The sequence below is a fragment of the Haloferax sp. s1 genome, from assembly GCF_058382125.1.
In genome coordinates, this window is record NZ_JBZRPK010000688.1 from 1 (window position 1) to 15608 (window position 15608).

Below are 15608 nucleotides of genomic sequence, written 5' to 3' on the forward strand. Positions count from 1 at the left end.
GCTGTGACATGTATGTTTTCGCGCGGAGATGGCTGTCCGGTGTGTCCCCGTCGTGCCACCAACACAATGATTAATAGAGCGACATGATGGGCGAACGAATATGTTTCAGAAGCGACGAAACGCCGCCGGCCTGTTCGTGCTTCTCTTCTGTGTGACGGTACTCACGCCGCCTGTCTTCGGAAGTGGCTACTGGTACGGACTCGCCACGTTTCCGGGGGTGTTCGTTCTCCCCATCGTCGTCCGCCGATTCGAACGACGGTTCGACGTTCCGCTGTTGATACGGCGGGACCAACCCAACTACTGGGCCGGTGCGGCGAGTGGCTTGCTCACGGTCTTCGGGACGTTCCTCGGGATGCTTCTCCTCCGGACGACCCCGCTATCTCAGATTCCATCGTTCATCTTATGTATCACCGTCTACGGTGCCATCCTCGTGTTTTTATTTTACGGGGCGCTCCTGAAAGACGTCGAAGACGGCTACCTCACCGTCGAACCGAGTGAGTAGTCGAGGCTGTCGTTTATTGTCGTTCTCCCCACGACGACGCACCAGCCAGAGACGAGCCAGTCGAACAGTACCGGCCGCAACACGACTGATTTGGTAGTAACCGGTACCGATGTGATTTACAACCTCAAAAAATAATTGTTTGACATGAATCGGCGGACGTTCGTTACCTCACTTGGTATCGGTGGTATCGCACTTGCTGGGATTGGCGCGCTGAAACGACGAAGAGAATCACAGCCGGAGTACCGGGAGGGAAACCGCGTCGTCTCCACCCGAGAGGATGTGCAACTTCAGGTAACTCAAGAACCCATTCATCTCGGCGACCTGGTGAAGTACCGGGTGACTAACACGGGCGACTCGGTGCATGTCCTTGGCTGCGGAAATCCGTGGGCACTTGAGAAACAAGTCGAAGGAGACTGGAAGCAGGTCGTGTGGACCGGTAAGCGGGTCCCTCGAATGTGCGCCACGGAGTTGTCTCCAGGAGAGACGTTCGAAGAGCGTATCGAACTCTCGAAGTCCGGACTCGAAGAGCACGCCGAGGAGGGACAGACTGACTTGTCGCCCGGCCTGTATCGACTCCTTATTCTCGGAGTCTCTCCCATTCTTGCGGCCGAATTCGATGTAGTCGAACCCACATAGTATCCGATAACAGCACGGAGACGAACCCCACACCGGATTCCGCAACCGTAGGATTTGAACCCTCTGCGCGAATTTACTCGCTCATGAAGGAGTTCCCGCAACTCGGTTTCGGGACGTACAAACTCGAAGACCGCGACGAGTGCGTCGAAGCCGTAACGACCGCCCTCGACGTGGGCTACCGCCACATCGACACGGCCCAGATGTACGACAACGAGGAGTTCGTCGGCGAGGGTCTCGCCGAGTCGGACGTTGACCTCGACGACATCTTCGTGGCGACGAAACTCGACACCGACAACCTCGGCTACGACGACGTACTGGAGACCGCACGGGAGTCCGCCGAGAAACTCGGCGTCGAAACCATCGACCTGTTGTACGTCCACTGGCCGCTCGACAGCTACGACGAAGCGGAGACACTCGCAGCCCTCGACGAACTCTACGAGGACGGACTCATCGCCAACATCGGCCTGAGCAACTTCCGACCCGACCAACTCGAAACGGCTATCGAGAGCCTCGACGCCCCGGTGTTCGCCCACCAGGTCGAGATGCATCCGCTGCTCCAGCAGGACGAACTCCGCGCGTTCGCCGAGGAACACGACCACCACCTCGTCGCCTACTCGCCCATCGCGCGCAACGAGGTCGCCGAAAACGATACCATCGCCGACATCGCGGAGAAACACGACGCGTCGCCCGCGCAGGTCAGCCTCGCGTGGTTGATGGCGAAGGGCGCGACGCCCATCCCGAAGGCCGCCTCGCCCGAACACATCCGCGACAACTTCGCCGCGCTCGACCTCGAACTCGACGACGAAGACGTGGCAGCCATCGACGCCATCGACGAAACCCACCGCATCGTCGACTTCGACGAAGCGCCGTGGAATCAGGTCTAGACACCCCAGCCGAACCCGTCACCTACAGGCCACTCAGTGGCCTGATTCGAAGTTTTTGCCTCCCTTTTGACCTCACTTCCGGCCTTGTTCCGAGCCTCGTTTCCGGGTTCGTTTCCGACGCCTCGAAGGATTGTGTGTCGGCTGCTCCCGAACTGAGTGAACATATATAGCGAACACTCTCGTACGTCTGAATATGGCAACGGTGGTGGTGGTGTGCCCACACTGCGGACAGCAAGTCGAATCGGGATACGAAGGAACGGCCGACTTTGACGGCGTTCGGCATCGGCTCAAACGCGAATATCGCGTGGCACGAGAGACCTGCCCGGTTTGCTCGAATGCGTACGACCTGCGGCGGGCCTGACTCCGCGCGAGTCGGTTGACTGTCTCGGTGGGTGGCCGAGGGGTCGAACGGTTCCGTGTTCAGCTATCTCGGATTCGGTACCTCGTGTGCTTCAATCTCGGGGTTAGCCCGTGTTCTTCATCCCCGCAGCGATACCTTTGACCGTGAGCCGAAGGGTTCGCTCTTCTTCTTCGGTCCGGTGGGTCTGCGCGAGCAGGTGCGTCTGTAACAGGTTCAGCGGGTCGACGTAGGGGTTCCGGCGGCGGAGGCTCTCTTTGAGCCACTCGCGCTTCAGGAGGCTACTGCGCTCGCTGATATCGAGCATGAGGTTCGCGGCGTCCTCGTACTCGGCGGTGAGTCGCGTGAAGAACTCTTCGCGGAGGTCTTCGTCCGCGAGGTCGGCGTACTCGGCGGCGATTTCGAAGTCCGTACGTGCCAGCGACATCGCGGCGTTGTCGAGCGTGCTGCGGAAGAACGGCCACTCGTCGTACATCTCGCGGAGGGCGTCCATGTCGCCGCCGTCGTCGAGATAGGCGTTGACCCCCGCGGCCAGCGAGTACCAACCGGGGAGGATACACCGCGACTGCGTCCACGAGAACACCCACGGGATGGCACGGAGGTCCTCGACAGTGCGTTCGCCGGACCGAGAGGCCGGCCGAGAGCCGAGGTTGAGCTCCTCGATGACCGTGATGGGCGTCGCCTGCTCGAAGTAGGAGACGAACCCGTCGGATTCGAGGAGGTTGCGATACTCCTCGCGGGCGGCCGCCGCCATCGTGTCCATGGCGTCAACCCAGCGGTCGGGAACCTCCTCTTCGGGTTGCCGAATCGCTTGCAGGCGGGCGCGAATCTGGGCGTTGAGCATCTGTTCGAGGTTTCGCTCCGCGACGCGCGGGTTGGCGTACTTCTCGGCGATTGCCTCGCCCTGCTCCGTGAACTTGATTTGACCCGTGATGGTCTCGTTCGGCAGCGCCAGCATCGCCTCGTTCATCGGGCCGCCGCCGCGGGAAATCGAGCCGCCGCGACCGTGGAACAACCGCATCGTCACGTCGAAATCGTCGCAGATGTCGGCGAGGCGGCGCTGGTTCTTGTAGAGGTCCCAGTTGGCCGCGAGGAAGCCGTTTTCCTTGTTGGAGTCGGAGTAGCCCAGCATAATCTCCTGGACGTTGTTCCGGGCGGCGAGCGCCTTGCCGTACGCCTCGTTCTCGAACAGCGTTCCCATGATGCGGCGCGCGCCGTTCAGCGCCGACTCGGTTTCGAGAAGCGGAACGACATCGAGACCGCAGTGGTCCGGCAGAGAGACGACGCCGGCCTGGTCGGCAAGGAAGAGTACTTCGAGGACGTGCGACGGCTCTTCGGTCATCGAGATACAGTAGGTGTCGATGGCGCTGACGCCGTACTCGCGCTGCCATTCGCCGAGTTTGCGGAAGCGGCGAAGCACGCGCTGGGCCGTCTCAGACACGTCGCCGGGGTTTTCGAGGTCGACGACTGGTTCTTCCTGAAGAATCGCGTCGGTAAGGAGTTCGACGCGCTTCTCCTCGGAGCTCCCGTAGTAGTCGAGTCCTTCGTGCGCGAGGGCTTCGTGCACGGCCTCGGTGTGGTTCTCCTGGTGGTCGCGGAGGTCGAGGCTGGCGAGCGTGAAGCCGAAGGTATCGACCTGTCGCATCAGGGGTTCGACGTACACGTCCGCGACCTGCTCGGCACCAATCTCACGAAGGCTGGTGTCGATGACTCCCAGGTCCTCCATGAGTTCGCTCGCTTCGGCGTAGCCGTTGGGTCGAACGTCTTCGATGCGGCGAAGTCGCTCGCGCATCAGTTTCAGTTTCTGGCGGTACGGCTCGTTGGGATAGCGCTCGTCTGCTTCCTCCGCCACGACCGGAAGCAGTTCGCGGTCGGCCTTCAACGAGCGTTCGAGTTCGGGACCGTGGTCGGTTCGTGTTGCGTCTTGACTCAGCACACCGGAGAGACGCTTGAGGGCGCTGCTGTACTGTTCGAGGGCGACGTTCCGCTGGCGGGCGAGTGTGTCTTCTGTGACCTCAGGTGTGACGAAGGGGTTGCCGTCACGGTCAGACCCGGCCCACGACCGGAACTCGAACAGCTTCGGCACGTCGAGGTTGGGGTACTCCTTGTGGAGTTCCTCTTCGAGTTCCTCGTACACCTCGCCGACGACGTCGAAGAGGATGTTTTCGAGGTACCACTGGACGTTTCGGGCCTCGTCGGTCGGCTCCGGACGGCGGTTGCGGACCTGCGAGGTCTGCCAAAGGCTCGTCACCTCGGCGACGATGTGCCGCCATTCCTGGTCGTGTTCGAGGTCGGTGAGGCGGCGCTCGTCGACCGTCTCAAGTCGGTTTGCGATGGAGCGAAGCTTCGCTTTCACCGTCTTCCGGCGCGCTTCGGTCGGGTGCGCCGTGAACGTCGGTTCGATGAGCACGTCTTCGAGAACCTGCCCGAGCAGTTCCTCGTCGACATCCTCCGCTTGGAGTGTGTCGAGTGTGTCGAGGATGCCGTCTTCGAGCGTTCCTTCCTGCGACGCCTCGCGAATGACGCGAACGCGCTCGCGCTCTTCGGCGAGGTTGATGAGTTCGAAGTACGTGGTGAACGCCCGCGCGACGATACTCTCGCGTTCGGGGTCGAGGTCACCGAGCACTTCGTAGAGTGCTTCGCGGGACCCCGCCTCACCCTTTCTGTAGGCGATAGCGGCCTGTCGAAGCTCTTCGACCGTCTCGAACGACGCCGTAGAGGTCTGTGCCTCCAGTACGTCCCCGAGCAGTGCCCCAAGCTCGCGGACGTCCTGTCTGACGTCTCTGGTGTGCAGTCGCATCTCGTACTCGAATACGAGTACCACGTTGTAAAAGCCCACGAGTAGCGCCGAAAAATTGCCCATAATTTAGTTATGAACGAATGTTAGTAACCAACTGGTGGGTTTCTCGGCCACCACCAAGAATCGCGTAATTCACCACCCACAGTATTGGGGGCGGGCGTTTCGTGGTCTATCGTAACACGGGGGATTCGTCACGCTTTTACTGACCGGGTCGAAGTTCAGGGTATGAGCGATAGCGACAAGTACCCCGCCGACTCGGGTCGCCGCCGGTTCGTCAAAGGCGTCGTCGGGGGAGCGGCACTCGCGGGCGTGGGAACGACGGGTGCGGCCGCCATCAACACCGCAACGTCCTCGTCCGGCCACGGTGGCGGTTCGACACAGGCGTACGCCATCGAGAACACCGCCGGTCCCGCTCCGCGCGGCATGCCGCAGATTCCGATCGAGATCGATAGTGACGGTTTCATCAAGGGTGTTTGGCCCGATGTACAGACTGTCACACAGAATGGTGTCGAAGTCAGTCTTGCCCTGGTAGACGACTACAAAGGTACCGGTGTTACCTACTCCCAGGACTGGTTCCAGTACTGCGGTGTGCAGTCCTACGAGGGACTCGCCCCCGACTTCGAGTCTGACAACTACTTCCGTTCTGACAGTGGTAAATACGACTGGCAGAGGGATGCCTACAGCTCCGGTGACAAACTGAACATCGCGGACTTCGACGACTACACCGAATGGGGCAACGATATCGGTCAGTCCGGCCTCGGCAAGCCCGCGACCGGTACGTGGCGCTCGCAGGACGTCGAAAACGTGATTCCGATTCAGGTGCTCCGCTCGAAGCGCATCGAAGAGGCAGCCAAGGACAACGAGTGGCTCGCTGCTTCGACCGATAAGGGCGTCATCGCGTGGCTCAACAAGTGTACCCACTTCTGCTGTGTCCCCGGGTACAAGCAGTCCTCCGACGCCGCCAAGTTCAACGCTGAAGACGGCGTCTACTGTCAGTGCCACCAGTCCGTCTACGACCCGTTCTCCATCGTTCAGACGCTCTTTACGGCACTTCCGCGCCCCGAAGAGTAACGTTTCACTGCGGCCTTCCCTTTCGGCGCGACTCCGCTACACTTCGGTTTCCGTTTTTCCCCATTCCACGGCGGTTAGTATCTTCACTTCCTACGTGGGCGCATGGCCGATTCCCCTGTTCCTCCAGTTACGTCCGCACAACTGGAATCGCTCGCCCACCTCGTCTCGCCGGATGGCTCCCGCGAGCAACTCCTAGTTCGGGCCCCGTACGACGACAGTGTCGTCGGTGAGGTCCCGCTGTGTACTCCCGAGGACGTTCAATCGACAGTTGATGAAGCCCGGACGGCCCGGTCAGAGTGGTCAACGTGGCCCGTCGAAGACCGCGCCGCCGTTTTTCGTCGATTCCACGATGCCCTTCTCGACCGCCGCGAATCCCTCCTCGACGTGATTCAGACCGAGACCGGTAAAGCCCGCCCAGATGCGCTCGAAGAAGTCCTCGACGCCGCCACGACAGCTAGATACTACGCGAATCTCGCAGAGCGTGCTCTCACACCGACCCGGCGTTCGGGTGCGGTTCCGTTCGTGACGAAGACCGTCGAACATCACCACCCAGTCGGTGTCGTCGGCGTTATTTCGCCCTGGAACTACCCCCTATCGCTGTCGGTGTCGGAATCGATTCCGGCCCTTCTCGCGGGCAACGCCGTCGTCCTCAAGCCCGACGAGGGGACGCCATTCACGGCGCTGTGGGCGCTCGACCTGCTCCGCGAGTGCGGGCTTCCGGACACGGTCTTGCAGGTCGTCACCGGCGAAGGACCGACGCTCGGCGACTCGCTCATCGAAGGCGTCGACTACGTGAGCTTCACCGGGAGCACCGAAGTCGGCCGCATCGTCGCCGAAACCGCAGGGCGGCATCTCACCGACTGCTCGCTCGAACTCGGCGGCAAGAATCCGCTTTTGGTCCTCGACGATGCGGATGTCGATGCGGCGGCCCGCGGCGCTGCTCGCGGCTGTTTCGCCAATGCGGGACAACTGTGTATCTCCATCGAGCGAATCTACGTCCACGAGTCCGTCGCCGACGACTTCCGCGACGCATTCATTCGAGAGACGCAGGCGCTCACGCTCGATGCGGGCTACGACTACGACCACGATGTCGGCTCGCTCTTGGACCAAGAGTTGCTGGAGAAAGTCGAGGCCCACGTTTCTGACGCCGTCGAGAAGGGGGCAACGGTCCTCACCGGCGGTCGCGCCCGCCCCGAACTCGGACCGTATTTCTACGAACCGACGGTGTTGACCGACGTGACACCGGAAATGACGCTCGCAGACGAGGAGACGTTCGGTCCGGTCGTCTCGCTGTACGAAGTCGAAAGCGTCTCCGAAGCCATCGAGCGCGCCAACGACTCTGCGTACGGGCTAAACGCGAGCGTCTGGACGCAAAACACCGAACGCGGCGAACAAGTCGCCACTCGGTTGGACGCGGGGACCGTCAACGTCAACGAAGCCTACGTGGCGGCGTGGGCATCCATCGACGCGCCGATGGGCGGGATGAAAGACTCCGGACTCGGACGGCGGCACGGTCGCCACGGTCTCATGAAGTACACCGAGCCGCAGACCGTCGCAACGCAGCGATTCGGTCTGCTCTCGCCGCCGAAGCGCGGGAAACGACTCTGGGCCGACGGCGCGACGCTCGGGCTTCGGCTCTGGAAACGACTCACCGAGTTGGGACCGTAAGCAACTTCGCCCGTAAGAATCCGGCTGTTCGCTCTGATGCGATGGGCTAACTCTACGGACAGTCTAAGCTTTCTTCCCCGAGTCGGTGCTATCTCTCATCCGCCACTAACCGGCGGGAACAGCGCCAGTTCGTCGCCAACGTCCGCGTCGTCGCGGAGCGTCGCGGCCTCACCGTTTCGCAGCACGTTGATGTGGTCGTACAGTTCGCCGTCGTCGGCGAACACTCGCGATTCGAGCGACGGGTGCGACCCGACCAGCGCGTCGAGGGCGTCACCGACGGTCGCGCCGCCCTCGACGTCGACGCGGACGGTTCGCGCTCCAGCAACCTCAGCGAGGTCAGCGAACAGTTTCCACTCCATAATACCGTCTCCTCGCTCGGCGGTCATGAGGATTGCGCCCCCGACGGTCGAGATGATTCGCCGTCCGCATCACTCCCATCGTTCGTATCGCCCGCATCGTCACCACCATCTGTTTGACTGTCGGCCATCGTCGCCCGGCGTTCGACCTTCCGGAGCACTTCCGGCCGGCCGACGACGTACAGCGTGTCTCCGGCAGCCAGTTTCCGACTCCGCGGCGGAATGGCGTCGATAGGCTTGTTCGCCGACCGAACGGCGGCAACGGTCGTATCTACGTCGGAGACGAGTTTGCCATCGAGGTTGGCATCGGCGACGATTGTCGTGATAGCCATCGTCTCGTCGGCGTTCCGCAGGAGCGACGCGAACTCGCGGTCGACGGGTGGGTTCGCCGGAAGCGTGACGAGCCGATAGTGTTCGTTACTAGATAGGTTGCTTGCGTCTTCCTCATCGAGGGCGATGGTTGCTGCGTCCTCTGTGACGCCTCGGAGTTCGCCGAAGGCGATTCGAGTCGGTGTCGGTTCTTCGGGTTCCCCAGCGTCGCCACCGGGCGGTGAATCGACCATGTCGGTCGTGTCAGTGGTGGTCCCCCGCTCGATTTGTTTCGGTTCCTCCGAGTTTGGGTCGGGTTCGGCAGCCTGCTTCGGCACTGACCACACCTGGACCGGGTCGCCAGCGGCCGCACCGGAGCCGGGGTCTCCGCGGATTGCGAGCGCGACGGTCCCCGGCGCGAGCGTCGGGCCGAGACCGGCTGCTCGACTCCCGAGTGCGAGATACGACACGTCGCCGTCTTCGAACTCCACGTCGACGTGGCCGACGCCGTGGTCGTCTTTAATTCGCGTGACGAGTCGGTCACGAAGTTCTGCTTCGGTGAGTCGGCGAGGGAATAAGAGCGTCTTGCCGCTCAACTGCTCTTTAACCGCGTCTGAAACCGGGTCGTAGCCGCCGATATCGTCGATTACCTCGGGAAGCGTCACCGAGGAAACACGGCCGACTGTCCGGACGAGTCGGCTCACGTCGCTGTTGAGTTCTCTCGCGCCGGCAACGGCGAATACGTCAGTTGCGAGTCGGTCGCCAACGACCCGGCCGGCCGGAGAGATGAGCGCCCCGCCAGCGAGCGACGCCGTGTTGAAAAGGACCGTCTCCAGTTGGAACACCGCAGGTTCGTCTCCCGTGAGAAAGTCACCGAACAGGCCGATGGTGTTCAGGTACAGCGCGACGAGCGCCCCGCCGAAGAGGATGGCGAGCGCGCGCGGAATCATCTCGCGGGTGTACCACCGGTAGAGCAAGGAGACGATGCCCGAGACGACGAACGCGCCGACGACGAGACCCACGAATCGGAGGGTTTGCCTGACGAGCGAGTCGTCTGCGGGCAGTAGTGTGACCTGTTCGGCGAGAACAACAGATATCACGCGACCACCTCCTCGAAGGCGGCGAGGTCACCCCGCGACCCGGCGGCGTAGACCGTATCACCGGCCGAAACACGTTGGTCTCCGCACGGGGCAATCGTCCAATTGCCGCCGTGGCGGACGGCGAGGACGGCGACACCGTAGGAATCGCGGACACTCACATCCCCGAGTGTTACGTCGTCGAGCGGTCCGTCAGCCCCGACGGAGAGTCGAGCGAATCGTTTGCCGGCGCGGCGAAGCAGCGACACGAGTTCGAACTCGCGGCGCACGCCGCGGGACGTGACGACGAACCGTTCCACATCGGCACTGAGGAGCGATTCGACGGCAGTCCGGTCGACGGAGAGCGTGACTCGACCCACCCCACCAACTGCTGTCGGGGCGCGGGGTGCGGCCTTCGGCGCATCGTCGTCGGTGTCGTCGTCCGATTCGCTGGCGACGGGAGTCTCGGCGACCGTATCCACGCCCGCGACGGTCGCCGGAACCGTCTCGTCGTCGGTGACGACCACGACCTCGTCGCCTTGTGCGAGTCCGGTCGGGACGAGCGCGGTGACCGAAACGGCGCGTTCGCCGGGTGGGAGTCGCTTCGAAAGCCCGCCGACGGGGGCGGCCGCCGAGACGGTTGCGTGGGCACGTTCGTCCAGTCTGACTTCGACGGCCGCGAGGTCGAATTCGGTCTGCAGTCGGTCGGCGAGCCGCGATTCGAGTTCCACGAGCGGGATGTCCGCGGGGAAGGTCCACTCGCCGTTTCGAATACGCGTGCGAATATCGAGTGGAACCGGCGGATAGCCTTCGATATCTCCGACTTCGCCCGCGACGGCGACGCGGACCTGTCCGCGCCCGCCGACGAGTTCGACCACGTCGGTTGAGAGCGTTCGCTCCGTGAGCTTTCGAAGCGAGACCTTTCGCGGAATCTCGTTGGCGAAGGCGTCACCGCGGTTGTGCGCGTACAACGATCCCATCAGGACGACGAGCAGTGCGACCGTCAGTCGGACCTGATTTTCCGACTGCGTAATCGTGGGGTCGGCGAGAGCCATGAGCCCCCCACTCGCACCGGCGATGGCGACGCTGAGTACGACGACTGCCAGCCCGGGGACGGTGACACCCGTGACGTACCGGAACCCGAACCCCAAGAGCCACGCAATGGCGGCGGGGACGAGTCCCGTAAGAACGCCGAAGTAGAGTCCGTAGACGACTTCGACGGGGAGTGCAGCCATAGCCCTGTCCACTCGTCGGCAGCATAAATGCGTGCCGACGACGTGGATTTCGGGTTATGCCCCGTTTTGAGACCCGACTGTTTTTCCCCGCTCACTGCGGAGGTGCCAGAGGTATGGTCTCGGTACGCGGTTGGTTCGGCGCGCGAACGACTGTCGGGACGGTGTTCGTCGTCGCCGTCCTCTCGGTAGCCATCGGTCTCGTGAACATCAGTTCACCGACGGCCGGCGGTATTCTCGCGCCGTACATTCCGGACGCGGCTCGAATCACGGCCAGTTACACCGGCGCGTTGACCGGCTTTCTGCTTCTCGTCAGCGTGTTTGGGCTCCGACGTCGCCTCCGTGCGGCGTGGTACTTGACGGTCATCCTCCTGCCGGTGACGGCCGCGCAGGGACTCATCCAATCGCCGGAGCGTGCCGCCGTACTGGTCGGTCTATCGGGTGTCAGCCTCGCGCTCTCGCTGTTCAACTACCGCGCATTTGACCGCGCGCTCGACCTGACGGTGACGCAACTGTCGGCGCTTCTCGCCATCGCCGGCGCGCAGACCTACGCGACCGTCGGCACGTACGCCCTCAGAGAAGACTTCAACGGCGTCGAGACGGTCTTCGACGCGTTCTACTACTCGCTCGTCACCGGCAGCACCGTCGGCTACGGCGACGTGACGCCCAACACGTTCTTCGCCAAACTGTTCGCGCTCTCGGCGCTGCTCGTTACGGTATCGAGCTTCGCGGTGGCCCTCGGTGTACTGCTCACGCCCGCAATCGAAGCACGACTCACGAAAGCACTTGGACGTATGACCGAATCACAACTCGACATCCTGGAGAACCACGTCCTCGTTCTCGGCTACGGGGAACTGACCGAACCGATACTCGAAGAACTCGGGAGCCGTGCTCGCGTGGTCATCGTCACGCCTGACGAATCGCGCGCGAAGCGCCTCACGGACCGCGGCTACGACGTTGTCACCGACGACCCGAGCGACGAAGAGGCACTTGAACGGACTCGCGTCGACGCGGCGCGCTCTGTCGTCGTCGCCACCAACAACGACGCTGAAGACGCGCTTGCCATCCTCACAGCGCGGCAACTCAACCCTGACGTGCATATCGTTGCATCGGCGACACAGCGGGAAAACGAGCGAAAGCTTCGCCGCGCCGGAGCGAACACCGTTATCAGTCCCGCTGCTCTCGGCGGGCACTTCCTCGCTGAGTCGGCTCTCGGTGGGACCGGTCTCGAAACGCTCGAAGAACGACTCCTTAACGAACGCCCGGACGAGCCAGCCGACGCCGGTCTCGATAGTTCGAACACCGAATTCGGTGGCTAGCCCTCTCGACACTACCCTCGGCCGCTAGTGTCCGCGGTCGAAGACGGCCACATCAGAGTCGATTTCTTTGATTCGCTCGAACGTCGGCGGTGAGATAAAGCGCGAGGCGGCAGACCGGTCGCCACTCGACCCGAGGACGACGAGGTCGTAGGTCGCAGCGTTCGACGTGATGAACGTCGTCACCTCGGCGCGAGCGACCCGCGTTTCGATGTTCCCGTCCGCCGTCTCGACGAGATTTGCGAGTTTCGACTCCGCCGGTCTGCGCTCGACTTCTGACGAGATACACGTCGTGACGCTCACGTTGCCGGTTTCTCCGGCCAGTCGGGTTGCGAAATCGATCATCGCGTGGGCGGTGTCGCCGGGGCGCGAGACGAGGACGAGGATGCGCCGCCAGCGGAACCTCTCTTCGGTCGACCGAAATGCAACGGTGTCGTAGCTGCCGCCGAACAGGCCGCGAACGTAGTCCGAGAGCAGTCCGCGGTCTTCTTCGTACGGAGTGACGACGAGGTCCGAATTGGTGTTCTCCGCGGCTTTCGTTGTTGCCGACAGCGGGTCACCACGGGCGACGACGACCTCGACGGGGACGCCCAGTCGCGTCCGCAGTCGGTGTGCACACGATTCGAGGCGCTCGACTGCGGCGTCGGCGGCGGGACTCCCAGTCGATTCGCTGGATCCGTCTATCTTCTCGCCTTCGCACGACTGCCCGGCCGTGTCTGTTTCCTCGCCCTCATCTATCCTCCTAACTTCGTCTTTCTGCGAATTAACCTCTGTTACGGGCTCGCTAACCGCTGAGTCCTCCGTGCTCGCAGTGACATCGTTCGATTCAGCGGTGGATGCCGCTGTGCTTTCAGCGGTCGATTCGAGAGCGTCGGGAGAGAGCACGTCGAGCAGTACAACTCTCCCGGCACTGTGGGCCGCGGCGAGTCGCGCGGCGAAGAAAGCCGTCTGGGGAGCTGATTCGCCACGCATCGGAACGATGACGTGGTCGTCCCCGCGGACGGTTCCGTAGAGGTACTCCGCCCGCCGCTCGTAGAACTGCTCGCGCCAGATGAAGAACGCGGCAGCGATGACCAGACTCGCAAAGAAGATACTCACCACGTACTCTTCGGGATTCACGTCGCCCGTGACGAGTGTCAAAAGCGCCGTCGAGAACGCGGAGGGTGCCTCGACGTTCAGGAGCCACGTCGCACTGCCGGTGAGAAAGATTGCGAGCGCGGCCGCCGAGGGGTGAACGAACGCGGTACCAGTCGGTCCGTACGCCCAGTCGGAAAAGCCGACGGCGACGAGGCCACAGAGCGCGCCGACGGTGAGCGTGACGACGAACTTCCCCGGCGAGGCGTAGCGACCCTCGGGGTCCGAAAACAACGTGTACGTCCCGGATGCAAGCGGCGGGAACAAGAGGAACGAGAGGGTGCTAACCGCGTTGGAGACGAACGTCACGCTTGCGATTAGAAGCGGGATAACCAGTAAAACGGTGAGATGCAGCAGATTGTTCGTATTCTCTACCCAGCGTCCAAACGCCACCAGTTCACGCCGCTCTATGCACCGAATTCGCGTATAGAGCTTGCTTACGCGTGCGACCACCCGGGCCGCGAGGTGGCGGGGACTCACGGGTCGTGTCTACGCGAGGTTGGTTGCGGCGTCGAGCGTGATACTAATGGCGCGCTCGACGTTATTCTTCGCCTTCTCGGGCAGTTCATCGTCGGAGTCGGCACCCTTCTGGGTCCCTGCGACGAGGTTGCCGTCGACCGTACAGATTGCGCCTGCGCGGAGGCCCTTCCGGCGAGCGAGCGAGAACACTGTCGCGGCTTCCATCTCGATAGCGAGGAGCCCAGCCGCGTTCCAGTTTTTCACGTACTCGTCGGACTCGTTGTAGAATGCGTCGTCGGAGACGATGGGACCGACGTGTACCTCTTCGTCGTTCGCTTCCGCGGAATCGACGAGCGAGGTGAGCACGTCGTAGTCCGGAACGGCCGGAATGACCTCGGACTCGTAGCGCTTGGAGGTCCCTTCCTCTTTTGCGGCACCCGTGGCGACAATCATGTCACCGATTTCGATGTCCTCCTGTAGGGCACCGGTGGTACCAACGCGGATGAACGTCTCCACACCGACGCGGGAGAGTTCTTCGACGGCGATAGCGGCAGACGGGCAACCGATACCGGTCGAAGAGATGGTAATCGGGACGCCGTCGTACTCCGCGTTGACGATTTTGTACTCGCGGTTCTGTGCGACTTCCTCGACGTTTTCGCACTGCTTGGCGATTCGGTCGACACGTCCCGGGTCGCCCGGGATGAGTGCGATATCGTTCACGTCGCCTTCTTCGATGAGGAGATGGGGTTGCTTCGCCATATCCAAACGTCTCGGGTCGTGGGCAAAAACGACGCGGTTCTCGGGAACCTTGACTCGCTGTCTCTTCCTTCGCACGCTCTCGGGACGAGACCGACTGGTAAGCGGTTCGTAACACTAACCAAAAACGGGTAAATCCGGGTTAAAACGCCCAAATGCGGCGTCTATGGGGTCAAACCGAGCGGCTAACTAACCGGCTTCTTCGCTTCCAACGAGGCGATGGGAACTCGGTCTGTCTCGGTCGTCTCCTCCCCGGAAACACAGAGCGGCGACTGGCGATTCTGGGCGGTTGCTGCGGCGAGAAGTCCGCGCGTGCTCGTATTCGCCACGCTTGCCGTGGTGAGCCTCGGTCTCCTCCCACTTTACGAATCAATCTGGTGGTGGGACATCGCCATGCACTCGACAAATAGCGCCGTGATCGTTGCGTGGTCGTTCCGCTTCCGGTATACGCCACTCTCCGCGCTCGTCCTCCTCTTTGGCATCGGTGTCGGGTGGGAGTTTCTCGAAGCAATGACGCCACACTTCGCTCTCATGGCCGGTGATAGCATCGACACCGCCGGGGACATCGTCTCGAATACGGCTGGCTGGTTCGTCGCGACGCTCATCAGGCGGCGGGTGCGAAGGCTCGACTCGTGAGGTGGTTGTGAGGGGGTCGTGATGTGGTGTCGTCACTCTGGCTGTGGTGTGCCGTCTCGCCGCCACGGTAGTTACGAAAGGCCGGTAAACAACGCCGGGGCGAGAATCAACAGCGTTGCGCCGAAGACGAGCGACGAGCGGAGCCACTGCCCGCGAACCGCGGTCGCACGCTCTTCGTAGATTCTCCGCCCGGCACGGGGGAGGATGAAGTGCGAAAACAGGAAGTAGATACTCGCCACGACAGCACCAGTCGCGATGAGGTGCGATGGCACGTCGATGCCGACGAGCGGCAAGTCGGGGAGCACGAAATCGGTGGCCAGATAGACGAGTGCATAGAGAAGTCCTGAGAGTGCACCAGCAACGTGGTGGACGACGTTCGCATCGAGAAACCCGATCTCGTCCGGCTGTGTCCGAC

General features: G+C 62.4%; 15 protein-coding genes. 8 read left to right on the forward strand and 7 right to left on the reverse strand.

Features of this window, described 5'->3' with window-relative positions; genetic code table 11:
- Positions 1-100 precede the first annotated feature (100 nt).
- From QT222_RS17715 to QT222_RS17730, 4 genes are all read left to right on the forward strand, one after another.
- On the forward strand, positions 101-502 hold the full coding sequence (locus tag QT222_RS17715) for a hypothetical protein (protein WP_491477937.1): 402 nt from the start codon (positions 101-103) through the stop codon (positions 500-502).
- 144 nt (positions 503-646) lie between these two features.
- Positions 647-1138 (forward strand): immunoglobulin-like domain-containing protein, encoded by a 492-nt coding sequence (locus tag QT222_RS17720; protein WP_491477938.1) that lies wholly within the window; start codon positions 647-649, stop codon positions 1136-1138.
- A gap of 83 nt (positions 1139-1221) precedes the next feature.
- Complete coding sequence (locus QT222_RS17725) at positions 1222-2022, forward strand: aldo/keto reductase (RefSeq protein WP_491477939.1); 801 nt, start codon at positions 1222-1224, stop codon at positions 2020-2022.
- Between the two features lie 193 nt (positions 2023-2215).
- Positions 2216-2383 (forward strand): hypothetical protein, encoded by a 168-nt coding sequence (locus tag QT222_RS17730; RefSeq protein ID WP_169330959.1) that lies wholly within the window; start codon positions 2216-2218, stop codon positions 2381-2383.
- A 103-nt stretch (positions 2384-2486) separates the two neighbouring features.
- Here the strand turns inward: QT222_RS17730 and ppc are convergent, their stop codons facing one another.
- Positions 2487-5180, reverse strand: coding sequence for a phosphoenolpyruvate carboxylase (gene ppc / locus QT222_RS17735; protein ID WP_004060117.1), 2694 nt, complete (start codon positions 5178-5180; stop codon positions 2487-2489).
- A gap of 225 nt (positions 5181-5405) precedes the next feature.
- Here ppc and QT222_RS17740 point away from each other — a divergent pair, with 225 nt between their 5' ends.
- Entirely contained in the window at positions 5406-6251 is an 846-nt protein-coding gene (locus QT222_RS17740; RefSeq protein WP_004060116.1) for a Rieske (2Fe-2S) protein, read from the forward strand.
- A 102-nt stretch (positions 6252-6353) separates the two neighbouring features.
- Entirely contained in the window at positions 6354-7919 is a 1566-nt protein-coding gene (locus QT222_RS17745; RefSeq protein ID WP_491477940.1) for a succinic semialdehyde dehydrogenase, read from the forward strand.
- Between the two features lie 95 nt (positions 7920-8014).
- Here the strand turns inward: QT222_RS17745 and QT222_RS17750 are convergent, their stop codons facing one another.
- Genes QT222_RS17750 through QT222_RS17760 form a run of 3 tightly spaced genes read right to left on the reverse strand, consistent with a single transcriptional unit; the run spans position 8015 to position 10895 of the window.
- Entirely contained in the window at positions 8015-8278 is a 264-nt protein-coding gene (locus tag QT222_RS17750) for a ubiquitin-like small modifier protein 1 (RefSeq protein ID WP_014732532.1), read from the reverse strand.
- A gap of 23 nt (positions 8279-8301) precedes the next feature.
- On the reverse strand, positions 8302-9684 hold the full coding sequence (locus QT222_RS17755) for a DUF8167 domain-containing protein (protein WP_491477941.1): 1383 nt from the start codon (positions 9682-9684) through the stop codon (positions 8302-8304).
- Positions 9681-10895 (reverse strand): potassium channel family protein, encoded by a 1215-nt coding sequence (locus QT222_RS17760; protein WP_491477942.1) that lies wholly within the window; start codon positions 10893-10895, stop codon positions 9681-9683. The genes QT222_RS17755 and QT222_RS17760 overlap by 4 nt, the downstream gene beginning before the upstream one ends.
- A gap of 113 nt (positions 10896-11008) precedes the next feature.
- Here QT222_RS17760 and QT222_RS17765 point away from each other — a divergent pair, with 113 nt between their 5' ends.
- Complete coding sequence (locus QT222_RS17765; protein WP_491477943.1) at positions 11009-12211, forward strand: NAD-binding protein; 1203 nt, start codon at positions 11009-11011, stop codon at positions 12209-12211.
- 24 nt (positions 12212-12235) lie between these two features.
- On the opposite strand, the gene QT222_RS17770 is transcribed toward QT222_RS17765, so the two are convergent.
- Positions 12236-13822 carry an HPP family protein gene (locus QT222_RS17770; RefSeq protein WP_491477944.1) on the reverse strand — a complete coding sequence of 529 codons (1587 nt, stop codon included), beginning with the start codon at positions 13820-13822 and terminating at the stop codon, positions 12236-12238.
- 9 nt (positions 13823-13831) lie between these two features.
- Positions 13832-14560 (reverse strand): guanosine phosphorylase, encoded by a 729-nt coding sequence (locus QT222_RS17775; RefSeq protein WP_004060109.1) that lies wholly within the window; start codon positions 14558-14560, stop codon positions 13832-13834.
- A gap of 216 nt (positions 14561-14776) precedes the next feature.
- On the opposite strand from QT222_RS17775, the gene QT222_RS17780 reads away from it, so the two are divergent.
- Entirely contained in the window at positions 14777-15193 is a 417-nt protein-coding gene (locus QT222_RS17780) for a hypothetical protein (RefSeq protein WP_004060108.1), read from the forward strand.
- Between the two features lie 71 nt (positions 15194-15264).
- Here the strand turns inward: QT222_RS17780 and QT222_RS17785 are convergent.
- On the reverse strand, positions 15265-15608 hold a 344-nt coding region (locus QT222_RS17785), incomplete at its 5' end, for a hypothetical protein (RefSeq protein WP_491477945.1).